Below are 15,744 nucleotides of genomic sequence, written 5' to 3'. Positions count from 1 at the left end.
CAAGAACGTGACATCAGGATGACGAGGGAATCGCAAGTGATCGAAGGGATCACCCACAGCGCACGTGAGTTCTTGGCGCAAGAAGCCATGTTTCTCGCTGCCGATGTCGGAGGAACGCACGCTCGCATCGGGCTGGTCAGCCGCGATCCGGACGGCACGCGTCCGGTGACGGTGCTGCAGTACCACCGCTATGCGTGTGCGGACTGGCCGAGCCTCACTGCCGTGCTGCAGGACTTCGTGGGCCAACTCGATCACAGCGTGCACGTCAATCGCTGCGCGGTCGCCAGTGCCGGCTATGTGCTGGGCGACGCCATCGTCAACGACAACCTGCCCTGGCCGGTCTCCATCCGCGATATCCGCGACAGCCTGGGCATCGAGCAACTCGCGGTCGTCAACGATTTCGAAGCGGTGGCCTATGCCACCCAGTTCCTCAGCCAGGCCGACACCACCGCGGTGATCGAAAGCGAGGCACCGCCCGCCGACGGTCCGGTGCTGGTGATGGGTCCGGGCACCGGCCTGGGTTCGGCGGTGCTGTTGCCGGGCAAGCCGCACGCCACCGTGCTGGCCACCGAAGCGGGCCAGATCGCGCTGGCGCCGGGCAACGAACGCGAGATCGAGATTCTTCGCACGCTGTCGCGCGATCGCGCCTATGTGTCGTTCGAACACGCGCTGTCGGGTCCCGGCTTGCTCAACCTCTATCGCGCGCTGTGCACGCTGCGCGGCCAGGCACCGGTGCTCACGTTGCCGAGTCAGGTGACGCAGTCGGCGCTGGAGCGCAGCGACGAGGCGGCCGTGGAAGCCCTGGATGTGTTCTGCGGTTTGCTCGGCAGCTTCGTGGGCGACCTGTGCCTGCTGTACGGCGCGCGCGGCGGGGTGTTCCTGGCCGGGGGGATTCTTCCGCAGATCCGCGAAGTGTTGCTTGCCAGCAGTTTCCGCCAGCGCTTTTTCAACAAGGGCGTGATGCGCGCCTTCCTGCAACAGGTTCCCGTACGACTGATGGAGCACGGCCAGCACGGTGTGATCGGTGCGGCCGGCTTGTACCTGGACGGACGCACGTAAAGACCGCGGGAAAACCGAAACACCGACTTAGCACCACACCGTTGCACTGAACCGGGCACACGCCCAGACAGCCACGCCGCAGCCGGACGACCCACAACATCCGCTGCAGAAAACGCCTTCGAGGGGAGGACACCATGTCACACCGCAAGACTCTGCTATCCGCCAGCATCATCGCCGGACTCTGTCTGTCCGGTTCGCTCTATGCCGCCGACAACACGCCTGCGCCGCAGTCCGGCCCGGCCGCGTCGGGCCAGGACACTGCAGCCCAGACCGCCGCCGACAGGGCCAAGGCCAAAGAGCTTGGCACGGTCACCGTGGTCGGTATCCGCGATTCGGAAGCCGAATCGCTGAACCTGAAGAAGGCTGCCGACTCGCATATCGAAGTGATCACCGCCGAAGACATCGGCAAGCTGCCGGCCAAGAACGTGGCCGACACGCTGCAGCGCCTGCCCGGCATCAACATCAGCTCGTCCAGCGCCAGCGAAGGCGGCTTCGACGAAAACGATCGCGTGAGCCTGCGTGGCACCAACCCGAGCATGACGCAGACGCTCGTCAACGGTCACACCGTGGGCACCGGCGACTGGTTCGTGCTGAGCCAGGTGCAGACCGTCGGCCGTAGCGTGAGCTACAGCCTGCTGCCATCGGAAATCGTCAGCGAAGTGGTCGTGCACAAGACCTCCGAAGCCAAGCTGCAGGAAGGCGGCAGCGCCGGCACCGTCGACATCACCACGCGCAAGCCGCTGGAGTTCGCCAAGCCGTTCACCGCGCAGGCCTCGGTCGGTGGCGTGTACTCCGATCTGCCGAGCAACACGAAGCCGCAGTTCAACGGCTTGGTGAACTGGAAGAACAACGACAATAGCTTCGGTGTGATGGTGCAGGGCTTCTATGAAAAGCGCAGCCTGCAGCGCGACGGCCAGGAAATCGTGGGTGGCTACAACCAGCTCACCAATCAGGGCCCCACGCCGAATCAGATCGCCATCGACCATCCCGATCTGAACGGCGTGTACTACCCGAACCTGATCGGCCAAACGCTGTTCACGCAGACGCGCACCCGCAAGGGCGGCACCGTCGACATCGAGTGGAAGCCGCTCGACAACCTGACGTTGAACCTCAACAGCTTCTACTCGAAGCTGGAAGCGGACAACTTCAACCGCAACTACATGCTGTGGACCAGTCAGTTCGTCGGGCGCGGCTTGGGTTTGCAGCCGGGCTATCAGGTCAAGGGCAACGTGCTGACTAATGCGACGTTTGCGCCGCCGCCCGCAGGCACCACAGATACGCCTTATGGTGTGTATGACCAGATCTCACGTCCGGGCGCTTCTTCGTCTTCCGCGTTCACCACGCTCGATGCCGAATGGCGCGCCACCGACCACCTGACCTTCACCGGTCAGGTCGGCACCACTGAAGGCAAGGGCAACAGCGACGAGCAGAACGTCAGCGAACTGGGCTTTGCCAACAATGCCGGTGCCAGCTGGAACATGCGCGGCACCGGCAAGCCAACCAACTGGTCGGTGGGCGGCGACAACACCACGCCGTCGGGCATCATGCCGTCCTTTGGCTGGATCTTCGGCGACCAGGACATCCACGTTAAGGACAAGGAAAACTTCTTCCAGGCCGACGGCGAATATGCGTTCGACAGCTCGCCGATCTCGCTGAGCACGCTCGACTTCGGTATTCGCTATTCCGACCACACGCGTGAGAACAAGACCGACATCGGTCAGGGCCCCACCGGCGACTGGCAGAATCCGGCCAACTATCCGACCAGTTGGAAGAACTATCCGGGCAGCTTCAACAGCGATCTAGGCGTGAACGGCCCTGGTCCGGCCTGGTACTACAGCCCGGGTGATCTTGCCGCGTTCAATGCGCAGTATACCAACCGCGATCCGGTGACCCGTTTCAACTGGCAGAACATCTACAAGGTCAACGAGAAGGACACGGCGGCCTACCTGCAGGCGAACTTCTCCGGCGAACGCTGGAGTGCGAATGCCGGCTTCCGTTACGTCTATACCAAGGAAGACATCAACTACAACTCGAGCGCGGTGTCCAACTACACCGTGGCCGGTCCGATCACCGGTTCCGCGTTCGGCGACTACTACGCCAACACCTACAAGCACAGCTACGACAAGCTGCTGCCGAGCTTCAACTTCAAGTTCAACCTGACCGACGACCTGCTGGCACGCTTCGCCGCCTCGCAGACCATGACCCGTCCGGACTACTCGGCGCTGGCCGGTTCGTACTCGCTGGATGACCTCACGCACACCGGCACCGGTGGCAATCCGCAGCTGAAGCCGCTCATCTCGACCAACTTCGACGCAGCGCTGGAGTGGTATTTCGCCCCGCGCGGCCTGGTCTCGGCCGGCGTGTACGACATGCAGCTGAGCGATTACATCAACTTCGGTAACCAGAACATCCAGTTCAAGGACCAGCAGGCCAGCACGAACCAAGGCCGTGATGTGTTCGCGACGTACCAGGTCAGCGTGCCGACCAACGTCGACGGTCACGTGAAGGGCGTGGAGTTGAACTACATCCAGCCGATCGGCGACTACTTCGGCGTGCAGACCAACTACACCTACGCCAGCGGTTCGGCGGAAGACGGCAAGCCGTTGCAGGGTACCTCGAAGAACACGTTCAACGTCTCCGGTTACTTCGAGAACCAGATGTTCAACGCCCGCATCAGCTACACCTACCGCTCGTCGTTCTATGCCGGCGTGAGCCGTACCGACACGTTCTACCAGGATGGCATCGGCAACCTGGCGGCCTCGTTCGGTTACAACATCAACTCGTGGATGTCGCTCACCCTGGACGCCATGAACCTCAACAACCCGAAGCTGAAGTACTACACGGTCAAGCCGGAAATCGGCAAGCAGCCTTACGCGTTCTACGTGAACGGACGCCAGTACTACGTGAACCTTCGCTTCAAGATCTAACTTAAGGCTTCCTCCCCGCCAACGGGCCCGGCACACTTGCCGGGCCCGATTTTTCTTCGGGGTCTCGAACGTCGTTCCAAGAACCTGCGGGAGCCGATGGCATGAAGCAATGTCTTGCGATGATCGTCGCGGTGCTGGTTGCGCCCGGTGCGCTGGCGTCGGGAGGGAAGGTGCTGGTGGACCAGGTCGGTTACGACACCGACGCAGTCAAGCAGGCCATCGTGATGGATGTCGTGAGCGCATCGCCGCCGTCGTTTCGGCTGGTGAATGCCGATACCGGCAACGTGGTGTTCGAGGGCACGCTTTCCGCCTCGGCGGGTATTGCGCGGTGGAACGGCAGTTACGCATTGGCCGACTTCAGCAGCGTGCGTACGCCCGGCCGCTACTACGTGGACGTAACGCAGACCAGCCAGGATAAGACGCAACCTTGTGGGAGCGCACTGGTGCGCGACAGCAACGCCGCGTCGCCTTCGCCACGTGGGAATGTCGCGCACCAGTGCGCTCCCACAAAAGATCTGCGTTCATCCGTGTTCGACATCCAGGACAACGTGCTCGAGCGAAACACGCTCTCCAACGTCGTCTACTACTTCAAGGGCCAACGGGCCAGCGGCTTGCTGGACAAGGCCGATACCCATCTTGCGCATCCCGACGGCACGCCGGGCACGCTCGATATCCACGGTGGCTGGTACGACGCCACGGGCGACTACGGCATCCACCTGTCGCACCAGAATCCGACCAGCTACTTCAACACCCAGCAGTTGCCGCTCGCCGCCTGGAGCCTGTTGCGCACCTGGCAACAGCTGGAAGCGCGCAACGACAAGAATTTTCGCGAGTACGACCGTCGCCTGCTCGACGAAGGTTTGTTCGGCGCCGATTTCCTGGTGCGCGACAAGCGCCCGGACGGCTCGTTCTATCAATCCATCGATGCGCCCGGTGCCGGCAAGCTGCCGCAGGACCGGCGCATCGGCGATCCGAACTGGCGCACGCAGATCAAGCTGAAGCCGGGCGATCACACCGAACACGTCGACCAGCCGGCACACGGCCCGCATGCCTACGAGGCGAGCTTCCGCGCCGGTGGCGGCATGGCCATCGCCGCGCTCGCGCTCGCCGCGCGCACGGGCGTGGACGGCGATTTCACCGCCAAGGATTATCTCAAGGCCGCCGAGGATGCCTACCGCTTCCTCGATGCTCACAACCGCGAGCTGACCAACGACGGCAAGGACAACATCACCGACGACTATTGCGCCCTGCTCGCCGCGGTGGAGCTGTACCGCACCACCCATGACGAGGCGTGGCGCAAGGCCGCGGACGCACGGGCGGATCGCTTGCTCGCGCGTCTGATCACGCATGACGGCCACCGCGACTACTGGCGCGCGGACGATGGCACGCGTCCGTTCTTCCATCCCTCGGACGCCGGCCTGCCGGTCGTCGCGTTGGTGGAGTACGCCGGTATCGCCGATGCGAAGCGCCAGGCAAAGGTGCGCGAGGTGGTGAAGCGCTCTCTCGAAGCCGAGCTGGCCGTCACCGGCGAGGTCAGCAATCCGTTCGGCTATGCGCGACAACTCGTGCGTGGTGGCGATGGTCGCGTGCGTACCGCATTCTTCTTCCCGCACGACACCGAAGCGGCGCCGTGGTGGCAGGGCGAGAATGCACGCATCGCCTCACTGGCCGCAGCAGCACGCATGGCCGCGCCACTTTACACCGGCGCCGGCGCCCAGGCTTTCCGAACGAAATTGCAGGCCTATGCATGGAACCAGCTGCACTGGATCCTCGGCCGCAATCCGTACGACAGCAGCATGCTGATGGGCAGCGGCCACAACAACGCGCCGTACATGTTCTTCGACTCGTACGCCTACACCAATGCGCCGGGCGCGATCATCAACGGCATCACTTCGGGCCTGACCGACGACGAGGGCATCGCCTTCGATCTCGGTTACGCTCAGACCGGCAAGGATGAAGACTGGCGCTGGACCGAACAGTGGATACCGCACGATGCGTGGTATCTGTTCGCCATCAGCCTTCCCCATGATTGACGTCGCATGATGAGACGAATGATGAAGAAAACTTCTTGTGTGTTGGCCATAGCCCTGTGTGGGCTCACCGCCTTTGCCCACGGCGCCACGCCCGTGAACCTGATCCCGATGCCGGCGCAATTGAGCGTCAATGGCCAAGGGTTCACGGTCACGGCGCAGACGCCCATCGTGGTCGACAGCGGCGACGCGGATGCTCGCCGCACGGCCGAGTACCTCGCCTCGCTCACGGCGCATACCCGCCACTTGCAGCTCGCCGTGAAAACGGGTGTGCCCGACGACGGCGCCATCGTGCTGAAGCGCGATCCGCAGGCGCCCGTCGCCAACGCGGAAGGCTATGCGCTGGACGTGACGCCGCAGGGTATCCGCATCACCGCGCGCGACGAAGCCGGTCTGTTCTACGGCGCCGTCACCGCATGGCAGCTGCTCACCCCATCGCAAGGAAGCGGCGATGTGCGCGTGGAGCCGGTGCATATCCGCGACGAACCGCGCTTTGCCTGGCGCGGCATGATGCTGGACTCCGCGCGTCATTTCTGGACGCCGGTCGAAGTGCGCAGCGTCATCGACCAGATGGCGCAGCACAAACTCAACACGCTGCATTGGCATCTCACGGACGACCAGGGCTGGCGCATCGAGATCAAGCGCTATCCCGAACTCACCCGCATCGGTGCCTGGCGTACGCCGCCCACGGTCGGCAAGCAACCGCAGCCGGCGCGCTACGGCGGCTTCTATACGCAGGACGACATCAAGGCCATCGTGGCCTATGCCGCCGAACGTCATATCACGGTGGTACCGGAGATCGACATGCCTGGCCATGCGCAGGCAGCGGTGGCCTCGTATCCGGAACTGGGCGTCACCGGCACGCGACCGCCGGTGTCGGTGGACTGGGGCGTGAATCCCTACCTCTACAACGTCGACGATCACACCTTGCAGTTCCTGCAGAACGTGCTCGACGAAGTGATGGCGTTGTTCCCGTCCACCTATATCCATGTGGGCGGCGATGAAGCGGTGAAAGACCAGTGGAAGGCTTCCGCCGCTGTGCAGGCGCGCATGAAGGCGCTCGGCATCAAGAGCGAAGATGCGATGCAGAGCTGGTTCATCGATCAGATGGGGACGTACCTCGCTGCCCACGATCGCCGCCTGATCGGCTGGGATGAAATCCTCGAAGGCGGCGTGCCCGCGAGCGCCACGGTGATGTCGTGGCGTGGCACGCAGGGTGCCATCGATGCGGCGAAGCTGGGTCACGACGTGGTACTGTCGCCGGCGCCGCAGCTGTATCTCGACCAGATGCAGAGCGATCTCCCGGACGAGACCACCGGCCGCCTGCCGTCGATGTCGCTGCAGAGCTATTACGACTTCGAGGCGGTACCGAAGGCGCTGAGCGCGGCACAGGCGAAACACGTGCTCGGCATGCAGGCCAACCTGTGGACCGAGCATATGCCGACCATGCGGCATGTTCAGCACAACGTGTTCCCGCGCATAGCGGCGTTGTCCGAAGCGGCCTGGACGCCGACGAAGGAACACGACTGGCGCGGCTTCCTCGACCGCATGCCGTCCCAGTTGGCGCGCTATCGCGTGCAGGACATCGCATACGCCGACAGTGCGTTCGCTGCGTCCATCGACACGGACCGCAATGTCGCCATCAGCAGCGGGCAGGCCAACGTGAAGTTGTCGAACCAGGCCAAAGTCGGCAGCCTGCACTACACCACCGACGGCCGCGAACCGGATGCGTCTTCGCCGCTGTACGTGCGTCCCTTCACGGTGAAGCTGCCCACCACGATCAAGGCCGTGGCGCTGGCCGCCGATGGCACGCCGCTGGCTGAGGCACGCACGCGCGTGCTCGATCTTCCGTCGCTGCGCACGCGCAGCACCGGCGAGCTGGAGAATTGTCCGGGCAGCGACTTCCGCCTGCGCGTGCAGCCCACGCCCGATGCCACCAGCATGGCGCCCACGTATCTGATCAATGTGTTCGACAACTGCCGCCTGTATCGCGCGGCCAAGCTGGACGGCATCGCCGCCATTCGGGTGGAGACCGCCAGCTTGCCGCGCAACTACGCGCTGGCGCATGAGGCCAAGCTGGTGAAGGCGTACCCGTCGGCCACGCCGCAGGGAGAACTGGTGGTGCGCATGGACAGCTGCAAGGGCAAACAACTTGCCTCGCTGCCGTTGCCTACCGATCAGCCGGCGACGTTCACCCTCAAGGGCGACCTGGCCAAACAGGCGGGCACGCATGACCTGTGTCTGGTGTTCACCTCGCCGATCACCGGACCCATCTACGGCGTAGGCGCGGTGACGCTGGTGCCGGCCGACAAACCGGCACCATGAGTACCGCGCTTCGTCGCCTGGCTTCGGTCGATGCGTTGCGCGGGTGCACCGTCGCCCTGATGTTGCTGGTCAACGATCCGGGCGACTGGGATCACGTGTACTGGCCGCTGGAGCACGCCCAGTGGCACGGTTGCACGCCGACCGACCTGGTGTTCCCGTTCTTCCTGTTCGTGGTGGGCGTGTCCATTGCGCTCGCCGTCGGTCCACGGGTGGAGCAGGGCGGCGACAAGGGGCTGCTGATGCGCGCGGCGTTGATGCGCGGCCTGCGTATCCTGCTGCTGGGCGTTGCGATCAATCTGCTGGCGTGGTGGATCATGCCGCAGGCGCATCTGCGTTTCCCTGGTGTGTTGCAGCGCATCGGCGTGTGTTTCGCGGGAGCGGCGGCGTTCGCGATCTACACCAGGCCGCGTCTGCAATGGATCACCATCGCCGTGCTGCTGTTGGGGTATTGGGTGTTGCTGTTGGCGGGAGGTTCGCTGGAACCCTTCGTCAATATCGTCAGTCGCACTGACTTCGCCGTCTTCGGTCGTACCGTCTACCAGATCGATCCGGTGAGCGGTCTCGGTCATGATCCGGAAGGGCTGCTCGGATGTCTGCCCTCGCTCGCCACCAGCCTGCTCGGCGTGCGTGCCGGCCAGTGGTTGCGCGAGAAGAACATCAAGGCGCTGGCGCTGTCCGGCATCGCGTGGTTGCTGCTGGGCTTCGCCTGGTCGCTGGTATTCCCGTTCAACAAGAATCTCTGGAGCTCGTCGTTCGTGCTGTGGACGGCCGGTTGGGCGACGCTTGCGCTGCTGCTGTTCCACGTGCTGATCGACCAGCGCGGTTGGCCGGCCATCGGGCGACGCTTTGGCGTGAATGCTGTGGCGGCCTATGCGGGTTCCGAGCTGATGCAGATCCTGCTGCTGGGTCTGGGCATCCTCGAGCCGTTTTACCAGTACACCTTCGGTCGCTGGATCACGCCGGTTGCCGGCCCGTACGTGGCCTCGGTCGCGTTTGCCGTTGCGTTCGTGGCGTTCTGGTGGGTGATCGTCTACGCCATGGATCGAAAGAAGATCTACCTCAAGCTTTGAACTGGCGGGCGCGTGCCGACGTTTTCTTTTTTGTGGGAGCGCGCTTGCGCGCGACAGCAACGTCCGGTGCGCCGCTCCGTCAGGTTGTCGCGCACAAGTGCGCTCCCACAGTTAGCAGCAGCGGATCAAGTACCCAAAAAACGAAGACGCCCTCTGTGGGAGCGCACCCTGTGCGCGACAGGCGCCTCGCCGTCCTCGCTCCGTCAGGTTGTCGCGCACAGGGTGCGCTCCCACACCAGATAGCCGGCTGCTCTAGGGCATCTCAGTGCGGTGAACCCGAGCCAGAGCGCTCGCCGTCCTCAGCCTGATCGGCAGGCATCGCCACGCGCACGCGATTGCCGCCATCTTGCTTGACCTGGTACATCGCCGCGTCGGCCGCACGGGTGAGGTCGCGCGACGAGTGCCCATGCAGCGGATAGGTCGCTACGCCCACGCTGGTCGATGCGTGCAATGTGCGGTCGGCCAGCTCGAATGGCCGGTTGATCGCGGCCCGCAGTTTTTCCGCCACCTGGACGCTGTCGGCCACCGATTGCAGCCGGCACAGCAGCACCACGAATTCGTCGCCACCCATGCGGCCCACCACATCGCCTTCGCGCAGGTGGCCACGGATGCGCTGCGCCACTTCGCACAACAGCAGGTCGCCGGTGTGGTGACCGTAGCGGTCGTTCACCTGCTTGAACTTGTCCAGGTCGATATAAAGCAACGCGAGATTGCCGCCGAAGCGCGACACGTTCTCCAGCGCTGCCTCGAATTGCTGGTGGAACAGGTCGCGGTTGGCCAGATCGGTGAGCGGATCGTGGCGCGCAATATGGTGAAGCCGGGCTTCCGCCTGCTTGCGCTCGATGGCGGCGGCCACCTGGGTGGACACGAACTGCAGCAGTTCCTTATCGCTCTCGGTGTAGCGCGTGGCATCGTCGTAACTCTGCACCACCAGTGCACCAACCGTGCAGCCCTGCGAGCACAACGGTACGCCCAGCCAGTGCAGCGCATCACTGCCGATCACGGGCAGCGATGGATCGGACGGCGCGCCCGGTGTAACCAGCAAGGCCTGCCCGCTGCGGATGAGCTGTGCGGTCAGCGAGCCGGCATCGAGGCTCTGCGTGGGCGGCGCGCTGTCGCGTTCGTCGACGAAGTAGGGAAAGCTCAACTCGCCGTGCAACGGGTTGTATAGCGCCACGAAGAAATTGTTCGCCGGCAGCAGCGTACCCACGATGCGATGGATTTCTCCATACAGCGCCGGCAGGTTGTCTGCCATGTGCGCCGCTTCGGAAATGGCGTGCAGCGCCGCGGTCATCGATTCGGCGCGTTTGAGCGCGGTGATGTCGCGCGCCACCGCAATGCGCACCTGGTCGGCCTCGGACCAGCGCGCCGACCACATGATGTGCACCACCGAGCCGTCCTTGCGGATGTAGCGGTTCTGGAAGTGCGACTGCGGCTGGCCCTCCATGATCGCCGCCGCCACCGCCATGGTGGTTTCGCGGTCGTCCGGATGCACCAGTTCGATCATCCGCCGGCCCAGCACTTCCTCCGGCGTGTAGCCGAAGATGCGCTCGTACGAGGCGCTGACGAAAACATAGCGCCCCTCCGTGTCCACGACACAGATGGCGTCCCACATCAGATCCATGATCTTGTTGAGCAGGGCGGTTTCCATGGGCGTCTGGACGGCTACGGCTGGCTCGATGCTGACGGTATCCCCCAGTGAGGCAAGATGCATGCCGAGATGGCTTGCGCGTCTGGCCTGGAAACGAAGATCAGTCGTCGAACAGTGCCCGCGCAGCATTCCACATGGTGCGGGTGAGCGGCCGGTTCTCGTGCGGCGTCTGCAGGACCACCAGGGTGGTGGTGCTGATGCTGGGATGGATCTTCAGCAGGCGGTCCAGCACGGTTTCCAGATGCTGGATGGACATCGCCACCACCCGCAGCAGGGCCGAGTCCTCGCCGGCCAGGCGACGGCAATCGAGCACTTCCGGGATGTCCGCCACCAGCACGCCCACGCGGGCGCAGATGCCGCCATCGCAGCGCAGGCGGATCATCGCGTCGATCTCGTAACCGAGCTTGCGCGGGTTCACCACGGCCCGGTAACCGGAGATCACGCCGGCTTCCTCCAGCCGCTTCACCCGCTCGGCCACGGCCGGTGCGGACAGTTTCACCTTGCGTCCCAGCTCGGCGTAACCCAGGCGGGCATCGTGCTGGAGGGCCTCCAGCAGCAGCCAATCCGTAGCGTCCCAAATCGGTTTCGATTCAAAGGTGAGTGCGTTCATGGACATTTCGATCGTTGGCGAAACATCTGCATCCTACGCTGATTCATCATTCAAGCGAAACGCGCCGGATCTTACGATGCGCAACATTCCCCACCGGAAAACCGTTCCCATGCCTACCCCGGATCGCCTCGACGGGCGCGCGCTCGCTTTCATCGGTATTGCCCTGCTCACCTGGTCGTCGGCCTATGCGGCGATCGCCTATGCGCTGGCATCGTTCACCCCCGGCGAAGTGGCGCTGGCGCGCCTGGCCATCGGCTCGCTGTGTTTCGCTCTTCTGTTGCTGGTGAAGAAGGTGCCGCTGCCGGCGCGCCGCGACTGGCCACAACTGACGCTGCTCGGCGTGATCGGCCTCACCGTGTACCACTTGTGCCTCAACACGGCCGAAACCCGCGTGGCCAGCGGCACCGCGGCGATCCTGATCTCACTGGTACCCGCGACGACGGCCGCCCTGTCGGCCATCTGGCTGCGTGAGCGGTTGTCGCCGCGCACGCTGACCGGTCTGGCCATCGCGCTGGTCGGCGTGGTGCTGGTGGTGCTCACCAGCGGCAAGGATGTGAAGATCGAACCGATGGCTGCGCTGGTGTTGGTGAGCGTGGTGGCCTGCTCGATCTTCTTCGTGTTCCAGAAGCCGTTGTTCACCCGCAACAGCATGCTGGGCGTCACCGGTTTCACCTTCTTTGCCGGCACGTTGGCCGCCCTGCCGTTTGGCCTGCATCTGCCGCAGGCGCTGATGCACGCGCAGGCGTCGCACATCGGCGCGCTGCTGTGGCTGGGCATCGCTCCCACCTTCGTCGGCTACATCGCATGGAACGCCGCGTTGCAGCGCGCCCCAGCCTCGCAGGTGAGCAGCTTCATCTATTTCTCGCCGCCCATCGCCGTGTTGATCGGCTGGGTCTGGCTGGGCGAACGGCCGACGCTGCTTACCCTGGTGGGTGGCGTGATCACCGTCGGTGGCGTGGTGCTTGCCAATGCACGTCGCCGCGCCGCGTCGCCTGCGCCGGTCGTCGGCTCGCCAGCCAAGCAGCACTGAGCCCATGATGCCGATCCGTCTGGTCGACGTTGCCGCACAGTTGCCGGAAGCGTGGTCGTCGAGCGTGCTGGCCCGGTTCGGCGATGCACGCCTGAAGCTGCTGCGCATGGACGATGCGGCTTACCCGGAAGAAGTCCACGAGTACGACGAAGCCCTGCTCGTGCTCGATGGCGTGATGCTGCTTGGCATTCGCGGCCAGGTGCTGCCTGTGCAGGCGGGCGAGTTGTACGTGGTTCCGGCAGGGCTGCCGCACAGCGTGGAGGGCGGCAGTCGCGGTACGCTGTTGATCATCGACACCTGATCGCCACAGCGGAGCGGCCGTGACCACGCTTTACATCGCCAACAAGCATTACTCGTCGTGGTCGTTGCGTCCCTGGGTCCTGATGACCCAGCTGGGCATCCCGTTCGATGAACAGCTTCACGTGTTCGGCGAGGGCTCCAACTGGGATGCCTTTCGCCTGTTCTCGCCGAACGGGCGCGTGCCGTGCCTGCATGACGGCGACAGCGTCGTGTGGGATTCGCTGGCGATCATGGAGTATCTCGCCGAACGCCACGCCGGCGTCTGGCCATCCGAATCCGCTGCGCGCACCTGGGCACGTTGCGCGTCGGCCGAAATGCATGCGGGTTTCGCCACGCTGCGCAACGTGTGCGGCATGAGCTGCGGTGTGCGCGTGCGCTTGCATGAGTTCAACCCGGCGCTGAAGGCGGATGTCGCCCGCATCAATGAACTGTGGAACGAAGGCCTGTCGCGCTTTGGCGGTCCGTTCCTCGCGGGCGATGCGTTCACGGCCGTCGACGCGTTCTTTGCGCCAGTGGTGTTCCGCGTCCAGACCTATGACCTTCCCCTGCAAGGTGCGGCAACAGCGTATGTGCAACGCATGCTGGAGCTGCCGGCGATGCGCCAATGGTATGTCGATGCGCTGGCCGAGCCCTGGCGCGACCGCGCGCATGAGGCGGAAGTGCAGCAGTACGGTGAAGTGGTCGAAGACCTTCGCGTCGCCTGATCAGGCGATGTCGGCAACGGCAGGCGCCCGTCGGCGCGCCTGCCATCGTCCCAGTGCCACCAGCAGCAGAGCGACCACGATGAAGGCCGCCAGTACGCCGATCGCATCGAGCAGCACCTGCAGGTAACCCAGCGCGCGCACGTCGAGAAACGGATAGGGATACCAGCCGTTCGCCGCGCCACGCAGCAGCACATAGAGGAAATAGCCCGCCGGGTAGCTCTGCCACACGAGCGCCTGCGACCAGCGTAGCGCGCCCTTGGGCACGGCCAGCCACCAGTACACGAGGTAGAGCAGCGGCATCGCGTCGTGCACGATCACGTCGGCCACCAGCAACCAGCCGGACGGACTCCACAACTGGCGCAGCATCACGTTGTAGATCGCGCTGACGATCACGATGCTCATCGCCGCCGCCGTCTGCACGCTGGGCCGGGTGAGGAATATTCCGAGCGGGCCGCGCGAACCCGTTGCCGCCGCGCTGAGTACGCCGACCACCAGCAGGTTGCTGAGGATGGTGTAGAAGCCGAGGAACAGCCACACGCCCGCCAGCACGGTGCCGCCGTTCGCTTCCGTCATCCGGATCGAAAACCACAGCTGCAGTGCCAGCCCGAACCCGCCGAGCAGGGCGGCGAACAGGGCGAGTGGGCGATAGGGTTGCGTCATGGTGTGGTCGTGCGGCTAGAGTGCTGCGCGCGAGCACGCTGTGGCAGCCGTCCATGCAGGCATGGCGGCTGCGGCAGACATCAGAACTTGTAGCCGCGATGGATGGCGACGATGCCGTTGCTTAGGTTGCGCACATCGACGCGGCCGAAGCCGGCGCGTTCCATCATGCCCTTCAGCGTCTGCTGATCGGGATGCTTGCGGATCGACTCGGCAAGATATTGGTAGCTGTCGGCATCGCCCGCGAACAGCTGGCCGAGCTTGGGCAGCACCTTGAAGGAATGGAAGTCGTAGAGCTTGCTGAAGAGTTCGCTTTGCACGCGCGAGAATTCCAGCACCAGCGTGCGGCCACCCGGCTTGAGCACGCGGCAGATGTCGGCCAGCGCCTTGTCCTTGTCGGTGACGTTGCGCAGGCCGAAGGCCATGGTCACGGCGTCGAAGCTGTTGTCCGGGAACGGCAGGCACTCGGCGTTGAGCTGGGTCCAGCGCAGGCCCGAAACGAGGCCGCGATCGGTCATGCGGTCGCGACCCACGCCGAGCATGGCGGCATTGATGTCGCCCACGATGATCTCGCCTTCGGCGCCCACCACCGGCTTGAGCAGCGCGGCAATATCGCCGGTACCGCCCGCCAGATCGAGCACGCGATCGCCGCGGCGTACGCCGCTGACGGCGACGAAATGGCGCTTCCACAGGCGATGGATGCCGAACGACATCAGGTCGTTCATCAGGTCGTAGCTGCTCGCGACCGAAGTAAACACCTGGCCGACGAGTTTTTGCTTGTCGGCGACAGGGACGTCGCGGAAACCGAAATGGGTGGTCTTGGGCTGCTGGTCGTTCATGGGGTAATGGTAGCGGATTGAGGGCGTGGCTTCGTTGTATGCGACGCGGCGCTTTTCCCCCTTTCCCCTGCGGGGAGAGGGCTGGGGTGAGGGGCGGGTGCTCGCGGGAACGTTCCCTAGCTCGTCATCCCGGCGCACGCCGGAGGCGCTTTTAAACAGCCGAATGGCTGGTCATCCAGTGACTTTGCGCTGGGTTGTCGCGATACGGCGACCTGGCTCGCCTGCCGCGGGCTTCCGTCCTCCTGCCGGCGACGCAAAGCTAGTCCCCTTTTCGGGAAGGCCGGGTCACTTTTCTTTGCTTGCCCAAAGAAAAGTAACCACAAGAAAAGGCCCCCCGGATGACGCGCCTTCCGGGCCTGCGGCCCTCCAGGTGCGCGAGTGGGTTGCAGGGTTTTTCGACAGGGCATCCTGCCCTGGCGAAAAACTGGCCCGCATCCCTGCGGGCCACCCTTCGGGCTTTCCTCCACCCACCCGCCGCGTCATACGGGGACCCCAAGGGCCAAGAGCCGGAGCTAAGAGCCGGAGCCGGAGCCGGGAACTGC

At 64.4% G+C, this 15,744-nt stretch carries 12 protein-coding genes; 8 read left to right on the top strand and 4 right to left on the bottom strand.

What is annotated here, in order from left to right; all coding sequences use genetic code 11:
* Positions 1–18 precede the first annotated feature (18 nt).
* From glk to ISP20_RS19980, 5 genes are all read left to right on the top strand, one after another.
* A complete protein-coding gene (glk, locus tag ISP20_RS20000) occupies positions 19–1,059 on the top strand; it encodes a glucokinase (protein WP_204637912.1) in 1,041 nt (346 codons plus the stop codon).
* 134 nt (positions 1,060–1,193) lie between these two features.
* Positions 1,194–3,986 (top strand): TonB-dependent receptor, encoded by a 2,793-nt coding sequence (locus ISP20_RS19995; protein WP_204637911.1) that lies wholly within the window; start codon positions 1,194–1,196, stop codon positions 3,984–3,986.
* Between the two features lie 101 nt (positions 3,987–4,087).
* A complete protein-coding gene (locus ISP20_RS19990; RefSeq protein WP_204637910.1) occupies positions 4,088–6,019 on the top strand; it encodes a glycoside hydrolase family 9 protein in 1,932 nt (643 codons plus the stop codon).
* A gap of 21 nt (positions 6,020–6,040) precedes the next feature.
* The gene (locus ISP20_RS19985; RefSeq protein ID WP_204638007.1) at positions 6,041–8,341 is read left to right on the top strand and encodes a family 20 glycosylhydrolase; all 2,301 of its coding nucleotides are present in this window, start codon (positions 6,041–6,043) and stop codon (positions 8,339–8,341) included.
* Positions 8,338–9,411, top strand: a complete 1,074-nt coding sequence (locus tag ISP20_RS19980) for an acyltransferase family protein (protein ID WP_204637909.1) — start codon at positions 8,338–8,340, stop codon at positions 9,409–9,411. Before ISP20_RS19985 ends, ISP20_RS19980 begins: the two co-directional genes overlap by 4 nt.
* 262 nt (positions 9,412–9,673) lie before the next feature.
* On the opposite strand, the gene ISP20_RS19975 is transcribed toward ISP20_RS19980, so the two are convergent.
* Positions 9,674–11,125 carry a sensor domain-containing protein gene (locus ISP20_RS19975; protein WP_239536213.1) on the bottom strand — a complete coding sequence of 484 codons (1,452 nt, stop codon included), beginning with the start codon at positions 11,123–11,125 and terminating at the stop codon, positions 9,674–9,676.
* A 37-nt stretch (positions 11,126–11,162) separates the two neighbouring features.
* On the bottom strand, positions 11,163–11,672 hold the full coding sequence (locus tag ISP20_RS19970; protein WP_204637908.1) for an Lrp/AsnC family transcriptional regulator: 510 nt from the start codon (positions 11,670–11,672) through the stop codon (positions 11,163–11,165).
* A 109-nt stretch (positions 11,673–11,781) separates the two neighbouring features.
* Between ISP20_RS19970 and ISP20_RS19965 the strand changes: the two genes are divergently transcribed.
* From ISP20_RS19965 to ISP20_RS21805, 3 genes are read left to right on the top strand one after another with little or no spacing between them, the layout of a single operon-like run.
* Positions 11,782–12,702 carry a DMT family transporter gene (locus ISP20_RS19965; RefSeq protein ID WP_204637906.1) on the top strand — a complete coding sequence of 307 codons (921 nt, stop codon included), beginning with the start codon at positions 11,782–11,784 and terminating at the stop codon, positions 12,700–12,702.
* A 4-nt stretch (positions 12,703–12,706) separates the two neighbouring features.
* Positions 12,707–13,003 carry a cupin domain-containing protein gene (locus tag ISP20_RS19960; protein ID WP_204637904.1) on the top strand — a complete coding sequence of 99 codons (297 nt, stop codon included), beginning with the start codon at positions 12,707–12,709 and terminating at the stop codon, positions 13,001–13,003.
* 19 nt (positions 13,004–13,022) lie between these two features.
* Positions 13,023–13,706: a glutathione S-transferase N-terminal domain-containing protein gene (locus ISP20_RS21805; RefSeq protein WP_204637902.1), complete on the top strand. Its 684-nt coding sequence runs from the start codon at positions 13,023–13,025 to the stop codon at positions 13,704–13,706.
* Here the strand turns inward: ISP20_RS21805 and ISP20_RS19950 are convergent, their stop codons facing one another.
* Positions 13,707–14,366: a Pr6Pr family membrane protein gene (locus ISP20_RS19950; protein WP_204637900.1), complete on the bottom strand. Its 660-nt coding sequence runs from the start codon at positions 14,364–14,366 to the stop codon at positions 13,707–13,709.
* Positions 14,367–14,446: 80 nt separating this feature from the next.
* The gene (gene ubiE / locus ISP20_RS19945) at positions 14,447–15,202 is read right to left on the bottom strand and encodes a bifunctional demethylmenaquinone methyltransferase/2-methoxy-6-polyprenyl-1,4-benzoquinol methylase UbiE (protein WP_204637899.1); all 756 of its coding nucleotides are present in this window, start codon (positions 15,200–15,202) and stop codon (positions 14,447–14,449) included.
* Positions 15,203–15,744 lie beyond the last annotated feature (542 nt).

Origin of the sequence: Dyella kyungheensis, from assembly GCF_016905005.1 — a bacterium.
GTDB lineage: Bacteria > Pseudomonadota > Gammaproteobacteria > Xanthomonadales > Rhodanobacteraceae > Dyella > Dyella kyungheensis.
The sequence above is the reverse complement of the archived record's forward strand: the minus strand, read 5'-3'. Positions and strand labels throughout refer to the sequence as shown.